Annotated in this window: 18 protein-coding genes, 1 other RNA gene and 1 pseudogene; 12 read left to right on the forward strand and 8 right to left on the reverse strand. The window is 47.4% G+C overall.

Annotated elements, in window-relative coordinates; genetic code table 11:
* Positions 1-52: 52 nt before the first annotated feature.
* Complete coding sequence (locus CWI73_RS03405; protein WP_126751547.1) at positions 53-574, reverse strand: cytochrome b; 522 nt, start codon at positions 572-574, stop codon at positions 53-55.
* Positions 575-667: 93 nt separating this feature from the next.
* Positions 668-1687, reverse strand: coding sequence for a zinc-dependent alcohol dehydrogenase family protein (locus tag CWI73_RS03410; RefSeq protein WP_126751548.1), 1020 nt, complete (start codon positions 1685-1687; stop codon positions 668-670).
* Between the two features lie 390 nt (positions 1688-2077).
* On the opposite strand from CWI73_RS03410, the gene CWI73_RS03415 reads away from it, so the two are divergent.
* The 7 genes and pseudogenes from CWI73_RS03415 to CWI73_RS03440 all read left to right on the forward strand — a co-directional run bounded on the left by CWI73_RS03415 (position 2078) and on the right by CWI73_RS03440 (position 8076).
* Positions 2078-3895, forward strand: coding sequence for an oleate hydratase (locus tag CWI73_RS03415; RefSeq protein WP_241968811.1), 1818 nt, complete (start codon positions 2078-2080; stop codon positions 3893-3895).
* Between the two features lie 52 nt (positions 3896-3947).
* A pseudogene (locus CWI73_RS12650) lies at positions 3948-4133 on the forward strand (TetR family transcriptional regulator); the annotation flags it as partial.
* Between the two features lie 48 nt (positions 4134-4181).
* Positions 4182-4565, forward strand: a complete 384-nt coding sequence (locus CWI73_RS12570; protein ID WP_241968812.1) for a hypothetical protein — start codon at positions 4182-4184, stop codon at positions 4563-4565.
* A 71-nt stretch (positions 4566-4636) separates the two neighbouring features.
* Positions 4637-5752 (forward strand): ABC transporter permease, encoded by a 1116-nt coding sequence (locus CWI73_RS03425; RefSeq protein ID WP_126751550.1) that lies wholly within the window; start codon positions 4637-4639, stop codon positions 5750-5752.
* Positions 5749-6534 (forward strand): ABC transporter ATP-binding protein, encoded by a 786-nt coding sequence (locus tag CWI73_RS03430; protein WP_126751551.1) that lies wholly within the window; start codon positions 5749-5751, stop codon positions 6532-6534. The genes CWI73_RS03425 and CWI73_RS03430 overlap by 4 nt, the downstream gene beginning before the upstream one ends.
* Complete coding sequence (locus CWI73_RS03435; RefSeq protein ID WP_126751552.1) at positions 6524-7462, forward strand: MlaD family protein; 939 nt, start codon at positions 6524-6526, stop codon at positions 7460-7462. The genes CWI73_RS03430 and CWI73_RS03435 overlap by 11 nt, the downstream gene beginning before the upstream one ends.
* Positions 7459-8076: an ABC-type transport auxiliary lipoprotein family protein gene (locus CWI73_RS03440; RefSeq protein ID WP_126751553.1), complete on the forward strand. Its 618-nt coding sequence runs from the start codon at positions 7459-7461 to the stop codon at positions 8074-8076. Before CWI73_RS03435 ends, CWI73_RS03440 begins: the two co-directional genes overlap by 4 nt.
* Before the next feature lie 67 nt (positions 8077-8143).
* Here the strand turns inward: CWI73_RS03440 and CWI73_RS03445 are convergent, their stop codons facing one another.
* On the reverse strand, positions 8144-8578 hold the full coding sequence (locus CWI73_RS03445) for a LysE family translocator (RefSeq protein ID WP_241968829.1): 435 nt from the start codon (positions 8576-8578) through the stop codon (positions 8144-8146).
* A gap of 206 nt (positions 8579-8784) precedes the next feature.
* Between CWI73_RS03445 and nadS the strand changes: the two genes are divergently transcribed.
* A complete protein-coding gene (nadS, locus tag CWI73_RS03450; RefSeq protein WP_126751555.1) occupies positions 8785-9069 on the forward strand; it encodes a NadS family protein in 285 nt (94 codons plus the stop codon).
* Positions 9070-9155: 86 nt separating this feature from the next.
* Here nadS and ssrA read toward each other — a convergent pair.
* The 4 genes from ssrA to CWI73_RS03470 all read right to left on the reverse strand — a co-directional run bounded on the left by ssrA (position 9156) and on the right by CWI73_RS03470 (position 12645).
* Positions 9156-9515: a transfer-messenger RNA gene (gene ssrA / locus CWI73_RS03455) on the reverse strand.
* A gap of 108 nt (positions 9516-9623) precedes the next feature.
* On the reverse strand, positions 9624-10277 hold the full coding sequence (gene elbB, locus CWI73_RS03460; protein ID WP_126751556.1) for an isoprenoid biosynthesis glyoxalase ElbB: 654 nt from the start codon (positions 10275-10277) through the stop codon (positions 9624-9626).
* A 24-nt stretch (positions 10278-10301) separates the two neighbouring features.
* Positions 10302-11420 (reverse strand): NADH:flavin oxidoreductase, encoded by a 1119-nt coding sequence (locus tag CWI73_RS03465; RefSeq protein WP_126751557.1) that lies wholly within the window; start codon positions 11418-11420, stop codon positions 10302-10304.
* Between the two features lie 76 nt (positions 11421-11496).
* A complete protein-coding gene (locus CWI73_RS03470; RefSeq protein WP_126751558.1) occupies positions 11497-12645 on the reverse strand; it encodes a GNAT family N-acetyltransferase/peptidase C39 family protein in 1149 nt (382 codons plus the stop codon).
* A gap of 119 nt (positions 12646-12764) precedes the next feature.
* Here CWI73_RS03470 and purM point away from each other — a divergent pair, with 119 nt between their 5' ends.
* Both purM and purN read left to right on the forward strand, forming a co-directional pair.
* Positions 12765-13820: a phosphoribosylformylglycinamidine cyclo-ligase gene (purM, locus tag CWI73_RS03475; protein ID WP_126751559.1), complete on the forward strand. Its 1056-nt coding sequence runs from the start codon at positions 12765-12767 to the stop codon at positions 13818-13820.
* Entirely contained in the window at positions 13820-14458 is a 639-nt protein-coding gene (gene purN / locus CWI73_RS03480; RefSeq protein WP_126751560.1) for a phosphoribosylglycinamide formyltransferase, read from the forward strand. Before purM ends, purN begins: the two co-directional genes overlap by 1 nt.
* 5 nt (positions 14459-14463) lie before the next feature.
* Here purN and CWI73_RS03485 read toward each other — a convergent pair whose 3' ends face one another.
* Positions 14464-15219: a DUF3108 domain-containing protein gene (locus CWI73_RS03485; RefSeq protein ID WP_126751561.1), complete on the reverse strand. Its 756-nt coding sequence runs from the start codon at positions 15217-15219 to the stop codon at positions 14464-14466.
* Between the two features lie 143 nt (positions 15220-15362).
* Here CWI73_RS03485 and fadE point away from each other — a divergent pair, with 143 nt between their 5' ends.
* Together fadE and CWI73_RS03495 are read left to right on the forward strand one after the other, a co-directional pair.
* Positions 15363-17816, forward strand: a complete 2454-nt coding sequence (gene fadE / locus CWI73_RS03490; RefSeq protein ID WP_126751562.1) for an acyl-CoA dehydrogenase FadE — start codon at positions 15363-15365, stop codon at positions 17814-17816.
* A gap of 117 nt (positions 17817-17933) precedes the next feature.
* Positions 17934-19502: an AbgT family transporter gene (locus CWI73_RS03495; protein WP_126751563.1), complete on the forward strand. Its 1569-nt coding sequence runs from the start codon at positions 17934-17936 to the stop codon at positions 19500-19502.
* Positions 19503-19505 lie beyond the last annotated feature (3 nt).

A 19505-nucleotide genomic window follows, 5' to 3' on the forward strand; every position in this document is an offset into this window, starting at 1 on the left:
GTTTTAACTGTTATAGAAAACCCGTTACGGCAAAATCAAAGCAGAAAGGCTTTTACATCATTCGTTTTAGTGTTCCATCTTTTATAATAAACTGATGAATGAAAGCCATACCGATATGACCTGCAACTAGAAACAATAAGCCCCAGGCTATGTAAGAATGCAGATTACCAATGTTTATCAGCCAGCTAACTTCCTCACCTTTAGCAATAACTTCAAGGTTAAATGCGCTCAGCCCATAACCGTTACCCACCATGTAACAAATTCCGGTCACAGGCATCAATACCAACGCCGCATACAACAAACCGTGACCGATTTTTGCCAGAACACCAATAATAGATTCATGCTCGGGCCGGTTGCCCTTTTCTTTGACAGCCCAACCTAAGCGTAAAACAATAAGTACCAATAGTAGTGAACCAATGGATATGTGCCAGGGAACCAGCGTTTCACCCACCCAGTGCTCGCCATCGTTAATACGGTCAAAAAATTTTAGGAATTGCCAGCCAACCAGAATTGCCATCGACCAGTGAAAGAAGCGCGTTATAGAACCATAACGCGCTTTAGAATCATTCATCATTTTGAGTTACCCATATCAATCAAATATCGTCTTAGGCTACCTATCTGATATTAGTATGAGAATGCACATTTTCTTAAAATGTTTTTCAGAAAGTTAAAACTCCACACATATCTTACCAAAGTGCTTGCCAGACTCCTCGTAACGGAATGCATCCGCTAATTCTTCCAGAGCAAAAGTTTTATCAATTACCGGCTTCACACCGTTAGCTTCTAAAGCACGCACAAAGTCTTTCTGATTGTCGCAGCTGCCAACAATTAGACCCTGTAGCCGTGCCTGCTTAGCCATTAGTTTAGCGGTTGGAACCTCACCTTCACTTCCGGTTAGCACACCAATTAACGCAATGTGCCCCGCTATCGCCACCGCATTGATAGATTGTGGCAAGGTGCCAGGACCGCCAACTTCAATCACATGGTCGACACCACGGCCATTGGTTAATTTACGAACCGTTTTGCCCCATTCTGGGTCTTCTTTGTAGTTAATCAGATGATCCGCTCCAAGCTCTTTATATTGTTGAAGTTTGTCATTAGAAGACGATGTAGCAAATACTGTTGCGCCCAGGCTCTTCGCTAACTGGCAGGCAAATACGGATACGCCACCACTGCCGAGCACCAATACCGTATTGCCCGGCTTAATGCCACCATCAACAACCAGAGCGCGCCAAGCCGTTAACCCCGCAGTCGTCAAAGTGGCTGATTCAGTATGACTATAACCCTTCGGCTGATGGGTAAAGAACTGAGTCGGACGCACCACAACTTCGCGAGCGTAGCCATCAATGCCATCACCCGGCGTGTTGTGAAAGTCGCCCACTGGTGCCGGGCCACTTTGCCAGTAAGGGAAAAAGGTAGAAACAACATTGTCCCCTACCGCGAATTCATCCACTCCTTCGCCAATGGCTTCAACAACACCTGCGCCATCAGACATCGGAATGCGCCCATCTTCCGTTGGAATAAAACCAGACGCTACGCCGTAGTCATGAAAGTTAAGCGAGCTTGCTTTAACTTTAACGCGAATTTCTCCCGGACCAGGCTGGCCAGGGTCTTCCATTTCGGTTACCTGAATATTATCCAGACCAAACGGTTTTTTGAGTCGTAGCGCTTTGATCTTCTTAGTCATGTTGGTAATCCTTTAACTAGAGTGTGTGTTCAATTGTAGTTCTTAAGAGGGGGATCGGATCAATTACACTGAACTTGCACAATATTGATCTACGACAAGCCAACCTTAAATATCAGGTCGAAATTCAAATATCAATTGATATCCAAAAATCATAAGCTACTCTTAAATTCAAGGTGTTTAGACATTCAGTCTAAAATCGTTATAAAAAAGGAGATAGCTCATGGCCAACCCAAATATTCCAGGCTTCGAGATTAGAAAAACTGCACCCGAGGGATTCGAGCACGAACCCGACGCAACTTCCGGTTACTGGCATCATCGACCACAAAACACGTTGCCCCGCATGATTTCATCGGCCCCTATGCAAGACATCGCCCCTTACCTACCCCGGGCGTGGAAAAACGAAAAGCCTATATCGTTGGTGGTGGTATTGGTGGTCTGGCCGCTGCCTTTTACTTAATCCGGGATGCACATATGCCGCCAGAAAACATCACTATTCTGGAAGAAATGGCGGTCGAAGGTGGCTCCATGGACGGTTCTGGCAATCCGGAAGACGGTTATATCGTTCGCGGGGGCCGTGAAATGAACTGGAACTACGACACTCTGTGGGATATGTTTCAGGACGTACCCGCGGTCGAATTGCCTGAAGGATATTCAGTCCTCGATGAATACCGAATGGTTAACGACAACGACCCTAATTACTCGAAAGCCCGGTTAATGCATAACTGCGGAGAGATCATGGATTTCACCGACTTTGGTCTCTCGAAATCCCAGCAGCGTGAAATGATACGGCTGCTCCTTAAACGCAAAGAAGAACTCGATGATATCACCATTGAGGAATACTTCAGCACAGGCTTTCTTGAAAGCAATTTTTGGTCGCTTTTCCGCAGTATGTTTGCCTTTAAGAACTGTCATAGCTTATTAGAAACTAAGCTCTATATGCATCGTTTCCTCGATTCCATTGACGGATTTGGTGACATGTCGGTTCTTGTCTTCCCGAAATACAACCAGTTCGATACTTTCATTAAACCGTTAGCTAATATGCTACGCGATAAAGGCGTAAAATTTCAGTTGAATACCCGCGTGTATGACCTCGAGATGACGGAGTCTAGCGGCAAAAAAACAGTTACGGGGATACTCTGTGCCGTAGCAGGCGAAGAGCAACGCATTGACGTAGCAGATGGCGACCTGGTCTTTGCACTCACTGGGTCAATGACAGAAAACACCGCCTATGGTGACATGAATACTGTGCCAGATTTGAAGGTAGACCGTCATGATCCAGGCGAGAACAGCGGTTGGAGCCTCTGGAAAAATCTTGCCGAAAAATCCCCCGTATTTGGTAAACCAGAGAAATTTTACGGTGACGTTGATCAATCGATATGGGAATCCGCAACGCTAACCTGTAAATCCTCTCCTCTGGTGGATAAATTGACGGAGCTTTCGGTCAACGATCCTTATTCAGGGCGAACAGTGACGGGTGGAATCATCACCTTCACCGATTCTAATTGGTTTCTGAGTGTCACCATCAACCGTCAGCCACATTTCCCGGGCCAACCTGAAGATACGTTGGTAGTTTGGGTATATGGCCTGCTGATGGACAAGGACGGAAATTTTGTGAAAAAACCTATGCCGCAATGCACAGGTAAAGAGATTCTCGCGGAACTCTGTCATCATCTCGGCATAGAAGACGAACTGGAAGCAGTTGCGGCCAGAACAAAAGTCCGCACCGCCCTCATGCCCTACATTACCGCTCAATTTATGAAACGTGCGGCCGGAGACCGACCTCAGCCAGTACCTGAAGGGTGTACCAATCTGGGTCTAGTCGGGCAATTCGTTGAGACTCGAAACGACATTATTTTTACTATGGAAACTTCCATTCGCACGGCACGTGTTGGAGTCTATAAGCTACTCAACATTCCTAAACAGGTACCGGATATTAGCCCGACACAATATGACATCCGAAACATGATTAAAGGTGCAAGGGCGATGAATAATGGTAAACCCTTTATGGGCGAACGTCTGTTACACTGGTTCCTCGATAAGACTTATTTTGCTCATATCCTACCCCCCTTACCAGATTCTGAGAGCTCTAAACATGAAATGCTGGCACAGGAAGTCGGAGAGATTTTGAGTAAAGAAAGCGAGGCAGTCAAAGGGGTTGGAGCTTGGATTACCAAGCTTCGCGGCAGCTTTTCTAATAAAGATAAGTAAACAAAACGATAACGACGCGTCAAAAAGGCGCGTCGCTTGAGAGGATTTAAAAATGACGTATACGGCTCGGCGCCTAACGAGGCGTGAACAACAAGAGCAAACCCGTGTTCGCCTAATTGACGCCGCCAATCGCATGTTCGCAGAAGGAGGAATAATTGCCGCCTCTCTGCGAAACCTCTGTGCACGTGCGGGTTTTTCTCAGGGAGCGTTTTACTCGAACTTTACGAGCAAAGACGAACTCTTGCTCTCAGTCATCGAGAGACATATCCAACAGGAAGTCTCACTCATGCAAGAGCTAGTATCTAAATCAGATAGCGAGGGTATTGATGGAGCATTGGACCGATTAGCCTACCGCTTGTCGGAGCTGGCGCGTGATCTACAATGGTCGCTTCTCTCCGTTGAACTACAACTTCATTCCCGACGCGACCCGAGTTTCGCTGAGCGTAGTGAAAAAGTTAAAATGGCGAGTCTCCGAGAATTTTCTATTCTGTTGGAAAACCTGATTAATCGTCACAATCTGACCCCAGTTATGCCAGTTTTTGATCTCGCGAGAGGTCTATACGCACTCTGGTCAGGACTAGCATTACAAGGATCGATTAAGGAAGCGTTGCCCCGAGATCAGGTGTTCCTCTCTTTTTTACGTAACATGATCGTCACGCCGAGTACTTAAAGCGGTTTGCGATATTAAAACGAGCCTGAGTTGGCTCAGCTTAATTTTAATACAAGGGTTAAACTTTAAGCATGCAGGAAAACGGCTATATTCATTTTAATCAGGCTGAAGGTCGCGATTGTTTAACCTTGGGTGGAGACTGGACAGTCGCCCATTACATTGACCTAAAAAAACAGCTGGCTAACCTGGGTGACGTACCGCAGTCAGTAACTTGCAATATTGAGTCGATGAAAAAACTCGATACTGCGGGAGTACAGTTATTATACCGCGCCTTAGGTGAGCACAAGTTACGCCAATTGCCTTTAACTGAGCAACAACACAATCTGATTGATACAGTTATTAATGCCTGCAGTAATCAGGAGCCGCCGTTGCCCCCCAAAAGTAACGGCTTTGTCAAAATGCTCGAACGGATCGGCATCTTCAGCTCAAATCTCTATCGCAACCAGCGCGACTTACTTGGATTTATGGGCGCTACCCTGCAAAGCGCCGCTCAAGTGATTGGACGTCCGTCACGTTGGCGAGTAACCGCTTTTGTAGCGCAGCTAGAGGAAACCGGTTTAAACGCGTTGCCTATCGTGGCGCTATTAACCTTTTTGGTCGGCGCGGTAGTTGCTTTTTTAGGTGCAACCGTGCTCAGCGATTTCGGTGCCAGTATATACACCATAAACTTGGTCGGCTTTTCCTTTTTACGCGAATTTGCTGTTTTACTTACCGCAATTATGCTTGCCGGGAGAACAGCCAGTGCTTTTACCGCTCAGCTTGGTTCAATGAAAGCTAATGAAGAAATTGATGCGTTACGTGCCCAGGGACTGAATCCACTTGAACTCCTCGTGTTACCGCGAGTGCTTGCTATGCTTGTCAGTTTGCCGGCTTTGACTCTTGTTGCGATGGCGTCGGGTATTGGCGGAGGTATGGTAATTTCCGCTCTGACATTGGATATTTCGCCAGCGCTTTTCCTCCATATATTTGAGCGCGATACCGGAATAAATCACTTCTGGGTAGGAATGATCAAAGCCCCGGTGTTTGCCTTTGTAATTGCGATTATTGGCTGTAACGAAGGCTTTAAAGTCAGCGGCAGCGCGCAGTCAGTTGGGGAACACACGACCTCCAGTGTGGTTCAATCAATCTTTATGGTAATTTTGCTCGACGCTCTGTTTGCTCTTTTCTTTATGGAGATTAACTGGTGAGTGACATAGCTATAGCCGTGCGCAACCTGCGTAATCAGTTTGGCCAACATGTGGTACACGAGGGGCTTGATCTCGATGTCTATCGAGGCGAGGTACTAACAGTGGTCGGCGGCTCTGGCTCGGGCAAATCAGTGTTAATGCGCAGCATTTTGGGGCTAACCCAACCGACTGCTGGCAGCATTCAAATCTATGGCGAGGATGTACTACAACTCTCTGCCGCTGAGCGCCAACGAGTCGATAGAAATACCGGGGTACTCTTCCAAAAAGGCGCGCTTTTCTCGTCATTAAATGTGCGTGAAAATATCGCACTGCCCTTGCGTGAACACCTAGGAATGAACGCCAATGACGCCGGTGATATCGCCTCGCTTAAACTGGCTCTGGTCGGGCTGGATGCACAAACGGCGGAGACGATGCCGCAATCATTATCCGGTGGTATGATAAAACGAGTTGCCTTAGCCCGCGCACTCGCTCTGGATCCGGATATTTTGTTTTTAGACGAGCCTACAGCAGGGCTTGACCCTATTGGAGCCGGTGAATTTGATTCGCTGTTACAGACACTGCAACAAGCACTTGGATTGACTGTGTTTTTGGTCACTCACGATTTGGATAGTATTTATCAGGTTAGTGATCGGGTGGCGGTATTGTCGCAGAAAAAAGTACTGGTAGTGGATACTCTTGATAAAGTCGCCGCGTATCAGGATCGCTGGGTACAAGCTTATTTTCACGGCCCGAGAGGCAGAGCTGTAAGTAATCAACAAATGAGGCCAGAACATGGAAACTAAAGCACATCATGTGTTAATCGGCAGTTTTGTGCTGATTATAAGCGCAGCTTTTATCAGTGTCGTCCTATGGCTGGGTAAAGCCAGTATCGACAGTGATTATGCCTATTACGAAGTTGTTTTCAACGATGAGGTTAGCGGCTTGAATCCCGGTAGTGCGGTGGAATACAGCGGCATTAAAGTCGGCGATGTGGTTAATCTGCGCTTGGATCCTAACGACCCAAGGGTGGTACGTGTACGCATTCGGGTGACTACAGATACACCGGTTAAAGATGACACCGGCGCACGGCTGGGGCTGGCCAATATTACCGGTAATGCACTTATTCGCTTATATGGCGGTTCGCCAGACAGTTCTCCCTTAAAAGGTAACGAAAAAAATCCCGCGTTGATTGTGGCTGACCGCTCAGCACTTAACCAATTATTCGCGAACAGCGAAAGCTTGCTTCAGGATGTAAACCTGTTTGTCCAGAACATCAATAGTATGTTCTCTGAAGAAAATACCCAGCGCGTGGCGGCAACATTAAGTAACGTAGAATCTATCACCTCGGCACTGGCCGCTCGAGAAGATGATTTACAGGGCATCGCGGAAGGCTTGCACCAGACCATTGATGAGTCGCGCAGGAGTATGGCCGCATTCACACGCTTTGCAGACCAAGGCCAACAGTTGCTCGATAGGCACGGTGACGAAACCTTTATTGAGATGCAAAAAACGCTTCAGGCAATGCAAAAAGGGAGCAAAGAGCTGACTCGTATTATGAATGAGAATGAAGAATCGTTGGAAGAAAGCGTCCGTGGATTGAAGGAAGTTGGACCGGCGGCGCAGGAATTGCAACGAACCTTACGTGTTATTAATCGCATTGCGGAGCGACTAGAAGAAGAGCCTGGGTCATTTCTACTGAGGCGTGGACAAGTCGAGGAGGTTGAGAAATGAAATTGTACCTGAGGCACGTCATGCTGAGCCTTATAATTACTTCATTAGGAGCATGTTCGGTGCTACCCGAAGCCGAGCAAATTCAAATCTATCATTTACCAATTGATGGTTCTCTAAAAACGATATCAGAACCAAGACTAAACACGGCGCTAAGTGTAGCGGAACCAGACACGCTGCGTTCGCTCAATACCTCGCGTATTAGTGAATTCAGTAATGTTCAGATCCAACGATACTACGCAGGAGCCCGCTGGGCCGATCGAGCACCAACCCTGGTACAGCAAAGTATGATGCAAACCCTGCAAAGTACTGACTTGTTTTCGCAGGTAGTAAATGCAGAAAGTGACTTGTCTGCTGATTACCTTATTCACAGCAACCTGCGAGCTTTTCAAATAGAAAATTCCGAAGCAGGCGAGAAAGCTCACGTAATCTTGCATGTCACTCTGGTTAGCCAACTTGATCGACAATTATTAGGAAGTACATTATTAGCAGAACAAGTTCCAGTGGCCGGCTCTTCAATGCAGGACACCACCGCCGCCCTGGGTGAAGCTATGGATAACATAAACACCGAACTGTCTGAGTGGATCTATATGCTTCTTAAACCGAAATCGGACTAAGTTCGCGAATATATGGGATAGGACGTCTTCGTCCTATCTTCATAACAAACATGACGTGACTCACGGGTTACGTGATTCTGCGCTTCTGAACGGTACCATAGGCTAAAAATGCGTTGTAGGCTGGCAAAACAAGAATAGCCTTGGGGTTTCCAGCCGCCAGAAAGAACTCTTGCCTTGTAAGTTGAAATAAACTTTTTCCACCTGAGGCTTCATTTCCACCATCAGTTGGATCCGCAGTCCATAACTGGAAGGCCAACCAAAGCAGATAGAGTCCACCGACGATCTTTATTACCAAAAATAATTTTTCAGACGTATACAAGACTGTTGCCAACCCTGTAGCAGCAAGAGTAATCATTCCAACGAATGCGATCAGCCGACCAATACCAGCACAGCAAGCAACTTTGACACCGTAACGCTTTGCATTCGCCATTGAAAGAATGTTGTTTGGGCCAGGTGCCATATTCAAAGCAAAGCTTGCTGGAATGAATAAGAGGATTGTCATTAAAGTCACAATTAACTCTCCTTGGGAACTAGCAACTGCTTTAACTAAACTACCTCATTTACTGAGTTTATATCAACACACAAAACGGGTTGGTTCGACGTTCCGTGATTATTCTGAATACACTTTACAAGACCATTAGAAAGTGTACATTGTACACTTAGAGTGAAAAGCTAAGGAGTGGCGAAGCAGTTGAAAGGGGAATTAAAATGAGCATATTTAAAAACTTAAAAGCGTCATTAACCGAGACCGTGGAAATTGAAAAAGGCCGCAAAGAACCTAGCAAAACATGCCGATTTGAAGTTGCGGATGTTAAAGCGATCCGCGCAAAACTTAATGTTTCACAAGCTGAGTTTGCGGAGGCTTTAGGGACAAGCCTGGATACAGTAAAAAGCTGGGAAAGCAAACGAAGAAACCCAACAGGTATTTCAGCAAAAGTACTGGATACCATCGAAGACAACCCGCAGGTATACTACGAGATTGCGTCGCACTAATTGCGGCTCAGCCCTGACGTGAACGTCAGGCTGCGCGAAAGGAAAACACAAAAAACAGCTCGAGAGAGCGGCTTTTTATATGGAATTGGTGGAGCTGGCGGGAGTTGAACCCGCGTCCGCAATACCTACATCCTCGGTCCTACATGCTTAGTCAGTCTTTTGTTTAACCTATGCGACGCCGACTAACAGGCTTCGTTCATAGGTGAGTCCGATTAAGTTTAACGCTTCAGCTCCGGACAAAGCATCCACGCGAGTCTACCTTAGGTCGAGCCATCCTGATTCAGTCTCGTAGACAAAGCGCTGGGGGACGGGCTTAGCGGGTTATTAAGCCGCTAGAGCGTAGTTGTCGTCGTTTGCAACTATAACGTTGAGGCTTTTTACGAGGCCAGCCTCACCTCGGCATGCACCTTGGGTTTCGTGTATCCCGTCGAATCCTGATCAGCCCCAAAGTTTTCTGTCAGTTCTTAATGACGTAATGTCGATACTATAACTCAGACACCGTTTAAGCGCTATAAGTTCCGCACTTAAACGGTGAATTATTAGGCTTTCACGCCTTATGCGGCCATATAAAGCACTTTTTCGACCAATTTACGAATGCCCTCTTCTGCATCCGCCAGGTTATCCGCCAACATATACGCCGGTGTGGTCACTAATTTATGCTTGTCATCAACGACAATGTCACGCACATCGCATTTAACGTGTTCGCCCCCCATAGTGTTAATAGCATTCGCCACTTCGTCATCATGGCCTATGGTCGCTTTTACACCTTTACCATAAATGTGTGGCAGTAAAACAGGCGCAATGCACATATAACCGGCAGGCTTCTCAGCATCTACGAACGCCTTGCCAACTTTCATGACTTGCTCATTAACCGTCATTTCGGAACCGTTAACCGCAAAATCACAGAAGTTCTTAGCAACACCGAAACCGCCCGGCAAAATCAATGCATCAAATTCTGACGCGTCGAGCTCACTCAGCGGCTTCACTTCACCACGGGCAATGCGCGCTGACTCTTCCAGCACATTGCGTTTGTCGCTGCTTTCTTCACCTTTTAAGTGATTAATGGTGTGCATTTGTTCAACGTCCGGGGCGAAGCACTGATAAGCAGCACCTTGTTTGGTAAGGTGCAACAGGGTTAATACCGCTTCATTCACTTCAGCGCCGTCAAACACACCGCAACCTGACAATAGTACCGCTACTTTTTTCATAAAATCCTCTGCTTAAACGTGAGTTTATTCGTCGTTTAGATGTTTATCGTGCTCGTCTCGCCATTTCCACTCGTTTTCAAGCGTTGCTGTTGGTTGCAACATGGCAAAGTCTAAGTCTTCAATTTTGTCACCGGACTTCAAACGCTTCGGTAAGTCAGGGTTCGCCAGAGCGGCTTTCCCCATTGCCAGCATGGCATTGGGATAATGCGCAGCCACGTGCTCATAGTTGCTCTTGTCAACTCCACCGTTCACTATCAATGGAATATCGCTGAACTCCTGCACTATTTCCGCCAGCGTTTTCGCACTACCGCCTTTAAACGGCTTACGGTTTACGTCGGTGTCTGTTGTATGAATATAGTCGACTCCCGCTTCTTTCAAGGCTTTCACCAGTTTTATCATAGCGTCTTCGCCTTCTGGCCATTGATAATCCGGGTCAGTCACCGTAATTTGGCCAAGACGAATACCCACAATAAAGCCGTCTTTTGCGGCCGCTTTCGCGGCTTTTGCAACCATTGCAACAAACTTAATGCGCTTACCAATGTTGCCACCCCACTGGTCTTCGCGCTGGTTGAAATAATCACTTAAAAACTCATTCAATAAGTAACCATTAGCAGCATGTAACTCCACACCGTCAAACCCAGCTTCTTCAGCTCGGTTAACGGCTCCAACAAAGCCCTGCATCACCGCATCGAAATCACCTTCATCCATCGCCTTAACTTCCGGCCAGCCGTCCGTTTCACCATACAAACTCAAAGGTTCGCCCTTAGGTTGAACGGCACTTGGTGCAATCGGCGTATCAGTATATTCGTTATGCTGGAACTGAGCCCCCGCATGCATCAGCTGCAAGATAAATTTACAGTCATGCTCATGCACTCTTTCAACAATTTCTTTCCAGGCATCGGTTTGCGGCGCGTCGGTAATACCGGGTTGGTTAATGTACCCCTGACTGGCCTGGCGGTCAGTGTAGACCCCCTCACTAATAATCATGCTCCAGCCGCCTTTGGCGAACCGCTCATAGTATTCACCCATAAGCTCGGTCGGCTTACCTTTTTTATCGGCACTGGTGCGGGTCATTGGCGCTACCACAAAGCGGTTATCAAATTTGTGGTCTTTTAACTCGAAATCATCAAATGCAGAGCTCATACGGAATCCTTTTTTGTTAGGAACTAATCTATGACTTTGTGCATATTTACGGAGATTTCAAGGTGATTTGATCACATTACTCCGTTTTAACCGACAGAATTACCGCCGCTTTTTGCTTCTTACCGCCATAACCAAAGGCTTTGCTAAACGTTTTGACGGGCACAGGTAAATACTGCCGCTCTGTTGGCGACTCCCACGGCAGCGTGTCGTAGTCAGGGTCATTAATATAAATAAAGTCTTCATCAGCAGCACATATAAGCACCCAATGCGGGGCCCTAATTCCGTCAAATAAATAGGTGGAAATTAATGCCATCACTAAACACCCGCCGGCTAAATCTTTAAGCAGTGACTCTATTGAGTAATCTCCCACGCAAACCGGTACATTCTTTTCTCGTAAATACCCTATATCGACCTGTTGTATTCGTTCTACCACCGCCTTTTTCTGCTCTTGGCGAACCGAGTCGACAAACAAGGGCTGATCGGTATTTACTTCAACACGCACGTTAAGCTCGCGTTTGAGCGCCGCCCGCGCAAGTCCATAAGGGCCGCAACCGCCGTGACCGGAGGTCATGTATATGGTGGTAGCTTCACGCCAAATTTCCAGCTCTTCAGACTGAGGATCCCGGCTTGGGTACCCAAAGTAATCGAGTGCCATCAATAAGCTCGCCGGCCCACAGGTAAACTCTGTCGACTGAGTTAACATAGGAACGTAGGTTTCGGTAGCGCCCACGCCAGCGTCTTCGCCGAGTTCATAACGTGGTAAAAGCTTTTGCAGAACGAGCGCGTCACTCGACTGTCCAGCGCTCACCGGGAAGTACGCTTCACGAAGCTCGATAGAATGAAACCCGTCACTGATGAGCAGCTCTTGAGCGACCTTGTTGGAGACGGCTACTTCGGTACGCAAAAACAAAGAATGCCGTTCATCGGCTAACGCTTCGGCTTTTTGCAGTAATAGTCGTCCGTAACCTTTTTGCCGATAAGAGTCGCTGACGACCAATGCATACAGGCGCGCCAGGTTAGTGTTAGTTCGATACAACACCACAATGTAACCTTCAACGTTATTATCCACTTCCAACACATAGAAGTCGGCCGTTTCAGACTCAATAAAACGGCGGAAGCTACGCTTGCTGATGGCATCGTCGGGGTAAGTCCGGGCTTCCAGTATTGCCACGGCGTCCAGGTGAAGCAATTGAGCACAGGTTATTTTATAGCTTTGAGAAGCCATACTTAGAGCACACCTCATAACAAAGTTCCTGAGGCAATTACCTCAGGCTGCAGACTACCTTTTGTACCACGAATCGTGTTAAACTTGCGCGCAAATTTTTTGCCTGTCGGGATAATTCTGTGAGCGATAACAAACCTTCTTTAAGTTACAAAGACGCGGGCGTCGATATTGACGCTGGTAATGCATTGGTTGACCGTATCAAGGGCGTGACTAAACGCACGCATCGACCAGAAGTAATGGGTAACATTGGTGGGTTTGGCGCACTTTGTGAAATTCCGGCAGGATACAAACAACCCGTTTTAGTCTCAGGTACGGACGGTGTTGGTACAAAATTACGTTTAGCTATTGACCTTAAACGCCATCGCGGTGTCGGCATCGACTTAGTCGCGATGTGTGTTAACGACCTTATTGTGCAAGGCGCAGAGCCGCTGTTTTTCCTGGACTATTACGCAACAGGAAAACTGGATGTTGACGTTGCTGCTGACGTCGTCGCAGGCATTGGTGACGGCTGTGAACAGTCAGGCTGCGCACTTATCGGCGGTGAAACAGCAGAAATGCCGGGCATGTACGAACACGGCGACTACGACTTAGCGGGCTTTTGTACCGGTGTTGTCGAAAAGTCAGAAATTATCGATGGTACCAAAGTTGCTGACGGCGATGCCTTAATCGCTCTGGCGTCAAGCGGCCCTCACTCGAACGGCTACTCACTGATTCGTAAAATTATTGAAGTCAGCGGTGCCGACTTAGAGTCTCACCTACAAGGCAAAACTCTGGCTGATCATTTACTAGAGCCTACTCGCATTTATGTGAAGTCAGTGCTTGAACTGGTTAAGCACGTTCCTGTGCATGCCTTGTCACACATTACCGGTGGCGGCTTCTGGGAAAACATTCCACGAGTCCTTCCAAAGGGCAGTAAAGCCGTTATTGACGGTAACAGCTGGGACTGGCCAGTTATTTTTGACTGGTTGAAAGACAACGGCAACGTCAGTATGAAAGAAATGTACCGCACTTTTAACTGCGGTGTGGGTATGGTTATTGCCGTGCCTAATGACCAAGCCGATAAAGCCATTCAGATACTGACCGACGCTGGCGAAGATGCGTGGAAAATCGGCCGCATAGCCAATGCGTCGGAAGGTGAAGAGCAAGTCGATATTCTGGCCGACGAGACGCACTAATGAAACGCATTGTTGTACTGATATCAGGCACCGGCAGTAATATGCAGGCAATTCAACAAGCCTGTGAAGAGGGTAAAGTTGCCGGTGAAGTGGTTGCGGTCATTTCTAATAAAGCTTCCGCGAAAGGTCTGGAAAAAGCCGCAGCCAAGGGTATTAGCACGGAAGTGCTGAGCCACAGAGAATTTGATTCACGCGAGGCTTACGATGCTGAACTTAAAGCGTTAATTGATAGTTACCAGCCCGATTTAGTCGTCTTAGCTGGCTTTATGCGCATACTGACCGGTGGCTTCACTCGTCATTACGAAGGTCGCATGTTCAACATCCACCCTTCTCTTTTGCCAAAATACAAAGGTGTAAATACCCATCAACGGGCATTAGATGCTGGCGACACCGAGCATGGCGTAAGCGTCCATTTCGTCACCGAAGAACTCGATGGCGGTCCGGTCGTATTGCAAGCCAAAGTACCTATTTTTGAAGGCGACACAGTCGACGAAGTTCAAGCCCGAGTGCACGAACAAGAGCACCGTATTTATCCACTCGTGGTCAACTGGTTCTGCCAGGAGCGCGTAAAACTCGAAGGCGGCCGCGTTACTTTAGACGGTGAAGTCTTGGGCGCTCAGGGCTACGCCTCGGAGTAAATTGATCACATATCTAAACTTCTCAAAGACATGGTGGCTTGTTCGTCACCTTCTTTGAATTGCTGCATTTTAACCATCACGTAGTTTAATTCGGGGGCAAACCAAAAGAACGTCTGGCGGCGGTTATTGTCGCGAACGCGACCTACTTTTATCGCTTCAACTTCTCCATATGGCAAGGACAGAACCTGACTCTCGGCCATCACTCTGAAACGATACTCGTCTTCTTCACCTTTCTCATTAACCACCCGGTATTTAAACTGCTCCGCTCCACCCGCTACATCAATGCGTAACTGCTCAATGACATTCGCTTCATCAAACAACGCATTTTCCCAATTTATATCCAGCATACGACCGGTATCGACATTGCGGACCTTCTTATCATCTGCTCGGAATTCACCATGAAAAGACTTGTCTGATCCGGTTCCCGTACGCATGTAGATAAACTCGCGGGGCTCCAATCGGTTATTTTCATCATCAACAATAAATACTGAGCGCGCTTCCCGAGTATCGGATAGAATAAACCAGGAAATGTCAGATTTTGTGCGCAGCTGCCATTCGTCATCAGGCGATACTTCTAAGTAACGGTAACCTTCACCATATTCGCTGTCGCCACGCGTAATAACGTAGTTTGCTTCATAAGGTTTCATGGTATCGTTAATGCCCTGAGTTGCTTTTGCAGTATCGTCTGCGTGAACTGGCGCAAGCTGAGAGAAACTCAGTACAGTAGAAGCCATTAAAAAATACATTGTCCGTTTTAACATCACCACTCCATTCGCCGTGACAACTGGATACTTACATTGACACAAAATTCAAACGGGCGTTCAAATTTTCCTTGAAAATAATGTCTGGTTGATCTAACTTGCACAGTATAACTGGTCAGACCTCCAAATCGGAGTATTACACTATGAGTATTGCACTTTGGATTATCGCTACCGTTATTGTTGCGGCAGCTCTCATTTACAAGCGCGCCAGCCTACTGTTATTCAGCGTGGGCATGGTCGCTATGTTTGCTATTGGTAACGTACTGGAAATTGTCGGCCCTGTGCTTTGGACAATTCTTGCCGTTATCTTAGTACCTCTTAATTTAGCACCCGTTCGCCTGAACTTGCTAACTAAACCAATTCTTAAAGCGTACCGCAAAGTCATGCCAGAAATGTCTGACACCGAACGCGATGCGTTAGAAGCCGGTACGGTTTGGTGGGACGGCGACTTATTCAGTGGTGACCCGGACTGGAAAAAGCTGCTGGACGTGCCAAAAGCTGAGCTAACAGCAGAAGAGCAAGAGTTCTTAGACGGCCCGTGTGAAGAAGTCTGCAAAATGCTGGATGACTGGGAAGTCACGCATGAGCTAACCGATATGCCTGAGCACGTATGGCAGTATCTAAAGGACAATAAGTTCTTCGCGATGATCATCAAAAAAGAATACGGTGGTCTTGAATTTTCCGCTTACGCTCAGTCTCGCGTTCTGCAAAAGCTTGCGGGCGTTAGTACGGTATTAGCATCAACAGTCGGTGTACCTAACTCATTAGGTCCTGGCGAATTGTTGCAGCACTATGGAACAAAAGAACAGCAGGACCATTACCTGCCTCGCCTGGCAAGTGGTGACGAAATTCCATGTTTCGCACTAACCAGCCCGGAAGCAGGTTCTGACGCCGGAGCGATTCCTGACTCAGGTGTTGTCTGTAAAGGTGAGTGGAACGGCGAAGAAATCGTTGGTATTAAGCTGAACTTCAACAAACGTTACATCACGCTGGCACCGGTTGCGACGGTATTAGGTCTGGCATTCAAAATGTACGACCCAGACGGTCTTATCGGCGAAGAGAAAGAGCTGGGTATTACCTGTGCGCTTATTCCGCGTGACACGAAAGGGGTTGAAATTGGCCGTCGCCACTTCCCGCTGAACGTTCCGTTCCAGAACGGTCCTATTCGCGGTAAAGACGTATTTGTACCACTTGATTACATTATCGGTGGTCAGAAAAATGCCGGTAAAGGCTGGCGTATGCTGGTTGAGTGTTTATCCGTAGGCCGCTCTATTACTCTGCCATCAAACAGTGCCGGTGGTATTAAATCTATTGCTCTGGCGACCGGTGCGTACTCACGCATTCGTCGTCAATTCAAGCTACCGATTGGTAAAATGGAAGGTGTTGAAGAGCCAATGGCTCGTCTGGCTGGTAATGCGTACTTAATGGACGCAGTCACAACGCTTTCAACCAAAGGCATCGACCTGGGTGAAAAACCGTCTGTTATCGGTGCTATTGCGAAATACCACATGACCGAAAAATTGCGTGCCTGCATGGACGACGCAATGGATGTTCATGGTGGTAAAGGTATTTGCTTAGGTCCAAATAACTATTTAGGTCGTGGTTATCAGGGTGTACCAGTGGCTATTACCGTTGAGGGTGCGAACATTCTGACTCGTAACATGATGATCTACGGTCAAGGCGCCATTCGCTGCCATCCTTACGTTCTTAAGGAAATGGAAGCGTCAGCAGAACAAGGTCCTGAAGCACTGAAGAAGTTCGATAACGCCCTATTCGGTCATATCGGTTTTGCGGCAAGCAACTTCATGCGCTCGGTATTCTATGGTTTTGGTGGTCACCACTTAAGTTCAGTACCAGTCAGTGGTCCTGCACGTAAGTACTACCAACAAATGAACCGTTTCAGCGCCAACATGGCATTATTATCTGACGTTGCTATGGGTGTGCTTGGCGGCAGCCTGAAACGCAAAGAGCGCGTTTCCGCGCGCCTTGGCGACATGCTTAGCTACTTATACATTGGCTCTGCGACTCTGAAACGCTTCCACGACGAAGGTCAGCGTAAAGAAGACTTACCGCTATTGCACTGGGCTATGCAGGACACTCTGAATAAGCTTCAGGAAGCACAGTTGTCTATGCTGGAAAACTTTGGTGGTATTGGCTCTGTCATGCGCGCCATTATGTTCCCGTTAGGCCGTATTGCAAAGCGCCCAAGCGACAAGAACGACCACAAGATTGCGCGTATGCTGATGTCTCCGAATGATGTTCGTACTCGCTTAGGTCAGGGTCAGTTCTTAAGCCCGGAAGGTCACTTTGGTTTCTTAGAAGAAACTCTGAAGAACGTTATTGCGGCTGAGCCTCTGTACGACAAAGTTTGCAAGGCAGCTGGTAAACGCTTCAGCTTTACTCAGTTGGACCAAATTGGTGCCAAAGGTAAAGAGCTGGGCGTACTAAGTGATGACGAAGTCGCCCTTCTGGAAAAAACGGAAGAAGGTCGTTTACGCACTATCAATGTTGACGACTTCGCACCGGAAGACTTACTGGCAGGTAAAGCGGCGTTTGATTACGCGCTGAAAAACCTAAAAGAAAGTGATGCAGCTTAAACGCTAAGCGTCTTCACGCAAATAAGGCGACTCTGTTTTGCAGGGTCGCCTTTTTTTTATGCTAGAATTCTGCGCTGTTTTAAACATTCTGACTTTAAAATAATAAAGGCGAAAGGTATGCAGTCTTCCAATAATGGCTACTCAGAGACCAGCAAGCGCGGCTGGTTTACTCGCTTCCTCGACATGGTCGAGTGGTTGGGTAATTTACTTCCTCACCCTATAACGTTATTCGCAATTTTTTGTCTGCTGGTTATTGTCGCTAGTGGCATTGCTGCTTATTTTGGTATCAGCGCTATCGACCCTCGCGACGGCAAGACTGTTATCCAGGCAGTCAGCTTATTAAACGCCGAAGGTATACAAAAAATTGTGACCAACCTGGTGACGAACTTTACTGGCTTTACGCCATTGGGAACGGTGCTTGTCGCTTTATTAGGTGTTGGTGTGGCTGAGCGCTCAGGTCTCATTTCTGCGGCTATGCGTGGCTTGGTTATGAAAGCGCCACCTAAGTTAATTACCGTAACGGTCGTTTTTGCCGGTGTTATCTCTAACACGGCGTCGGAACTCGGCTACGTGGTGTTGGTTCCGCTCGCCGCGATGATCTTCTACGGCTTAGGCCGCCACCCACTGGCTGGTTTGGCAGCTGCATTCGCCGGGGTTTCCGCAGGTTACAGTGCCAATTTGTTAATTGGTACCGTTGACCCATTGCTGTCAGGGATAACCCAGGAAGCTGCAAAGATTGTCGACGAAAATTATACCGTTGGCGCTGAAGCCAATTGGTACTTCATGATGATAAGCACCTTCCTCATCGCTATTTTGGGTGCAGTCATTACGGACAAAATCGTGGAGCCCAAACTTGGCAAGTACAATAAAGACGAAGCTTCCATTGATTTGTCCGATCAGTCTTCTATGGAGCCGCTAAGTGTTCTGGAAAAGCGTGGCTTAAAGTTAGCCGGGCTAAGTGTATTAGTACTGTCAGGTATTCTCGCTCTCACTGTGGTACCCGAATGGGGCATTCTCCGACACCCGGAAACCGGCTTAGTGAAAGGCTCTCCGTTCTTAAAAGGGGTTGTTGTTTATATCTTCTTCTTCTTTGCCATTCCGGGTTTTGTTTACGGCCGTGTCGTAAATACCATGAAAAACGACCGTGACGTTATTGACGCAATGTCGCACAGCATGGGCACCATGGGTATGTACATTGTGTTGGTCTTCTTTGCCGCTCAGTTCGTTAACTTCTTTAAATGGACCAACTTTGGCACCATCTTCGCTATTAACGGCGCAGAGTTTCTTACCAATATTGGCATGACCGGCCCGCTCATCTTTGTGTTTTTCATTATGGTCTGCGGGTTTGTAAACCTAATGCTGGGCTCAGCGTCGGCACAGTGGGCTATCACTGCGCCAATTTTTGTACCTATGCTGATGCTTATTGGTTACTCACCGGAAGTTATTCAAGCGGCTTACCGTATCGGCGATTCGGTAACTAACGTCATAACACCGATGATGAGTTACTTTGGTTTGATACTGGCTGTTGCAGCTCGTTACAAGAAAGATTTAGGTATTGGCACATTGGTCGCAATGATGTTGCCTTACTCAATGATTTTCTTCGTAGGCTGGTCGGTACTGTTCTTTATTTGGGTATTCGGCTTTGGGCTACCGGTTGGTCCGGCAGCCCCAACTTATTACGGATAAACT

It is taken from the genome of Idiomarina piscisalsi (genome assembly GCF_003987095.1).
Classification (GTDB): Bacteria; Pseudomonadota; Gammaproteobacteria; order Enterobacterales; family Alteromonadaceae; genus Idiomarina; species Idiomarina piscisalsi.

Coding starts and splice junctions, on each gene's coding strand:
- CWI73_RS03465 (WP_126751557.1), bottom strand. CDS start 11,420: ATGAGCTCTGCATTTGATGATTTCGAGTTAAAAGACCACAAATTTGAT.
- CWI73_RS03485 (WP_126751561.1), bottom strand. CDS start 15,219: ATGTTAAAACGGACAATGTATTTTTTAATGGCTTCTACTGTACTGAGT.
- CWI73_RS12570 (WP_241968812.1), top strand. CDS start 4,182: ATGCAAGAGCTAGTATCTAAATCAGATAGCGAGGGTATTGATGGAGCA.
- CWI73_RS03435 (WP_126751552.1), top strand. CDS start 6,524: ATGGAAACTAAAGCACATCATGTGTTAATCGGCAGTTTTGTGCTGATT.
- CWI73_RS03470 (WP_126751558.1), bottom strand. CDS start 12,645: ATGGCTTCTCAAAGCTATAAAATAACCTGTGCTCAATTGCTTCACCTG.
- purN (WP_126751560.1), top strand. CDS start 13,820: ATGAAACGCATTGTTGTACTGATATCAGGCACCGGCAGTAATATGCAG.
- CWI73_RS03445 (WP_241968829.1), bottom strand. CDS start 8,578: ATGACAATCCTCTTATTCATTCCAGCAAGCTTTGCTTTGAATATGGCA.
- fadE (WP_126751562.1), top strand. CDS start 15,363: ATGAGTATTGCACTTTGGATTATCGCTACCGTTATTGTTGCGGCAGCT.
- CWI73_RS03410 (WP_126751548.1), bottom strand. CDS start 1,687: ATGACTAAGAAGATCAAAGCGCTACGACTCAAAAAACCGTTTGGTCTG.
- CWI73_RS03495 (WP_126751563.1), top strand. CDS start 17,934: ATGCAGTCTTCCAATAATGGCTACTCAGAGACCAGCAAGCGCGGCTGG.
- CWI73_RS03440 (WP_126751553.1), top strand. CDS start 7,459: ATGAAATTGTACCTGAGGCACGTCATGCTGAGCCTTATAATTACTTCA.
- nadS (WP_126751555.1), top strand. CDS start 8,785: ATGAGCATATTTAAAAACTTAAAAGCGTCATTAACCGAGACCGTGGAA.
- CWI73_RS03425 (WP_126751550.1), top strand. CDS start 4,637: ATGCAGGAAAACGGCTATATTCATTTTAATCAGGCTGAAGGTCGCGAT.
- elbB (WP_126751556.1), bottom strand. CDS start 10,277: ATGAAAAAAGTAGCGGTACTATTGTCAGGTTGCGGTGTGTTTGACGGC.
- CWI73_RS03405 (WP_126751547.1), bottom strand. CDS start 574: ATGATGAATGATTCTAAAGCGCGTTATGGTTCTATAACGCGCTTCTTT.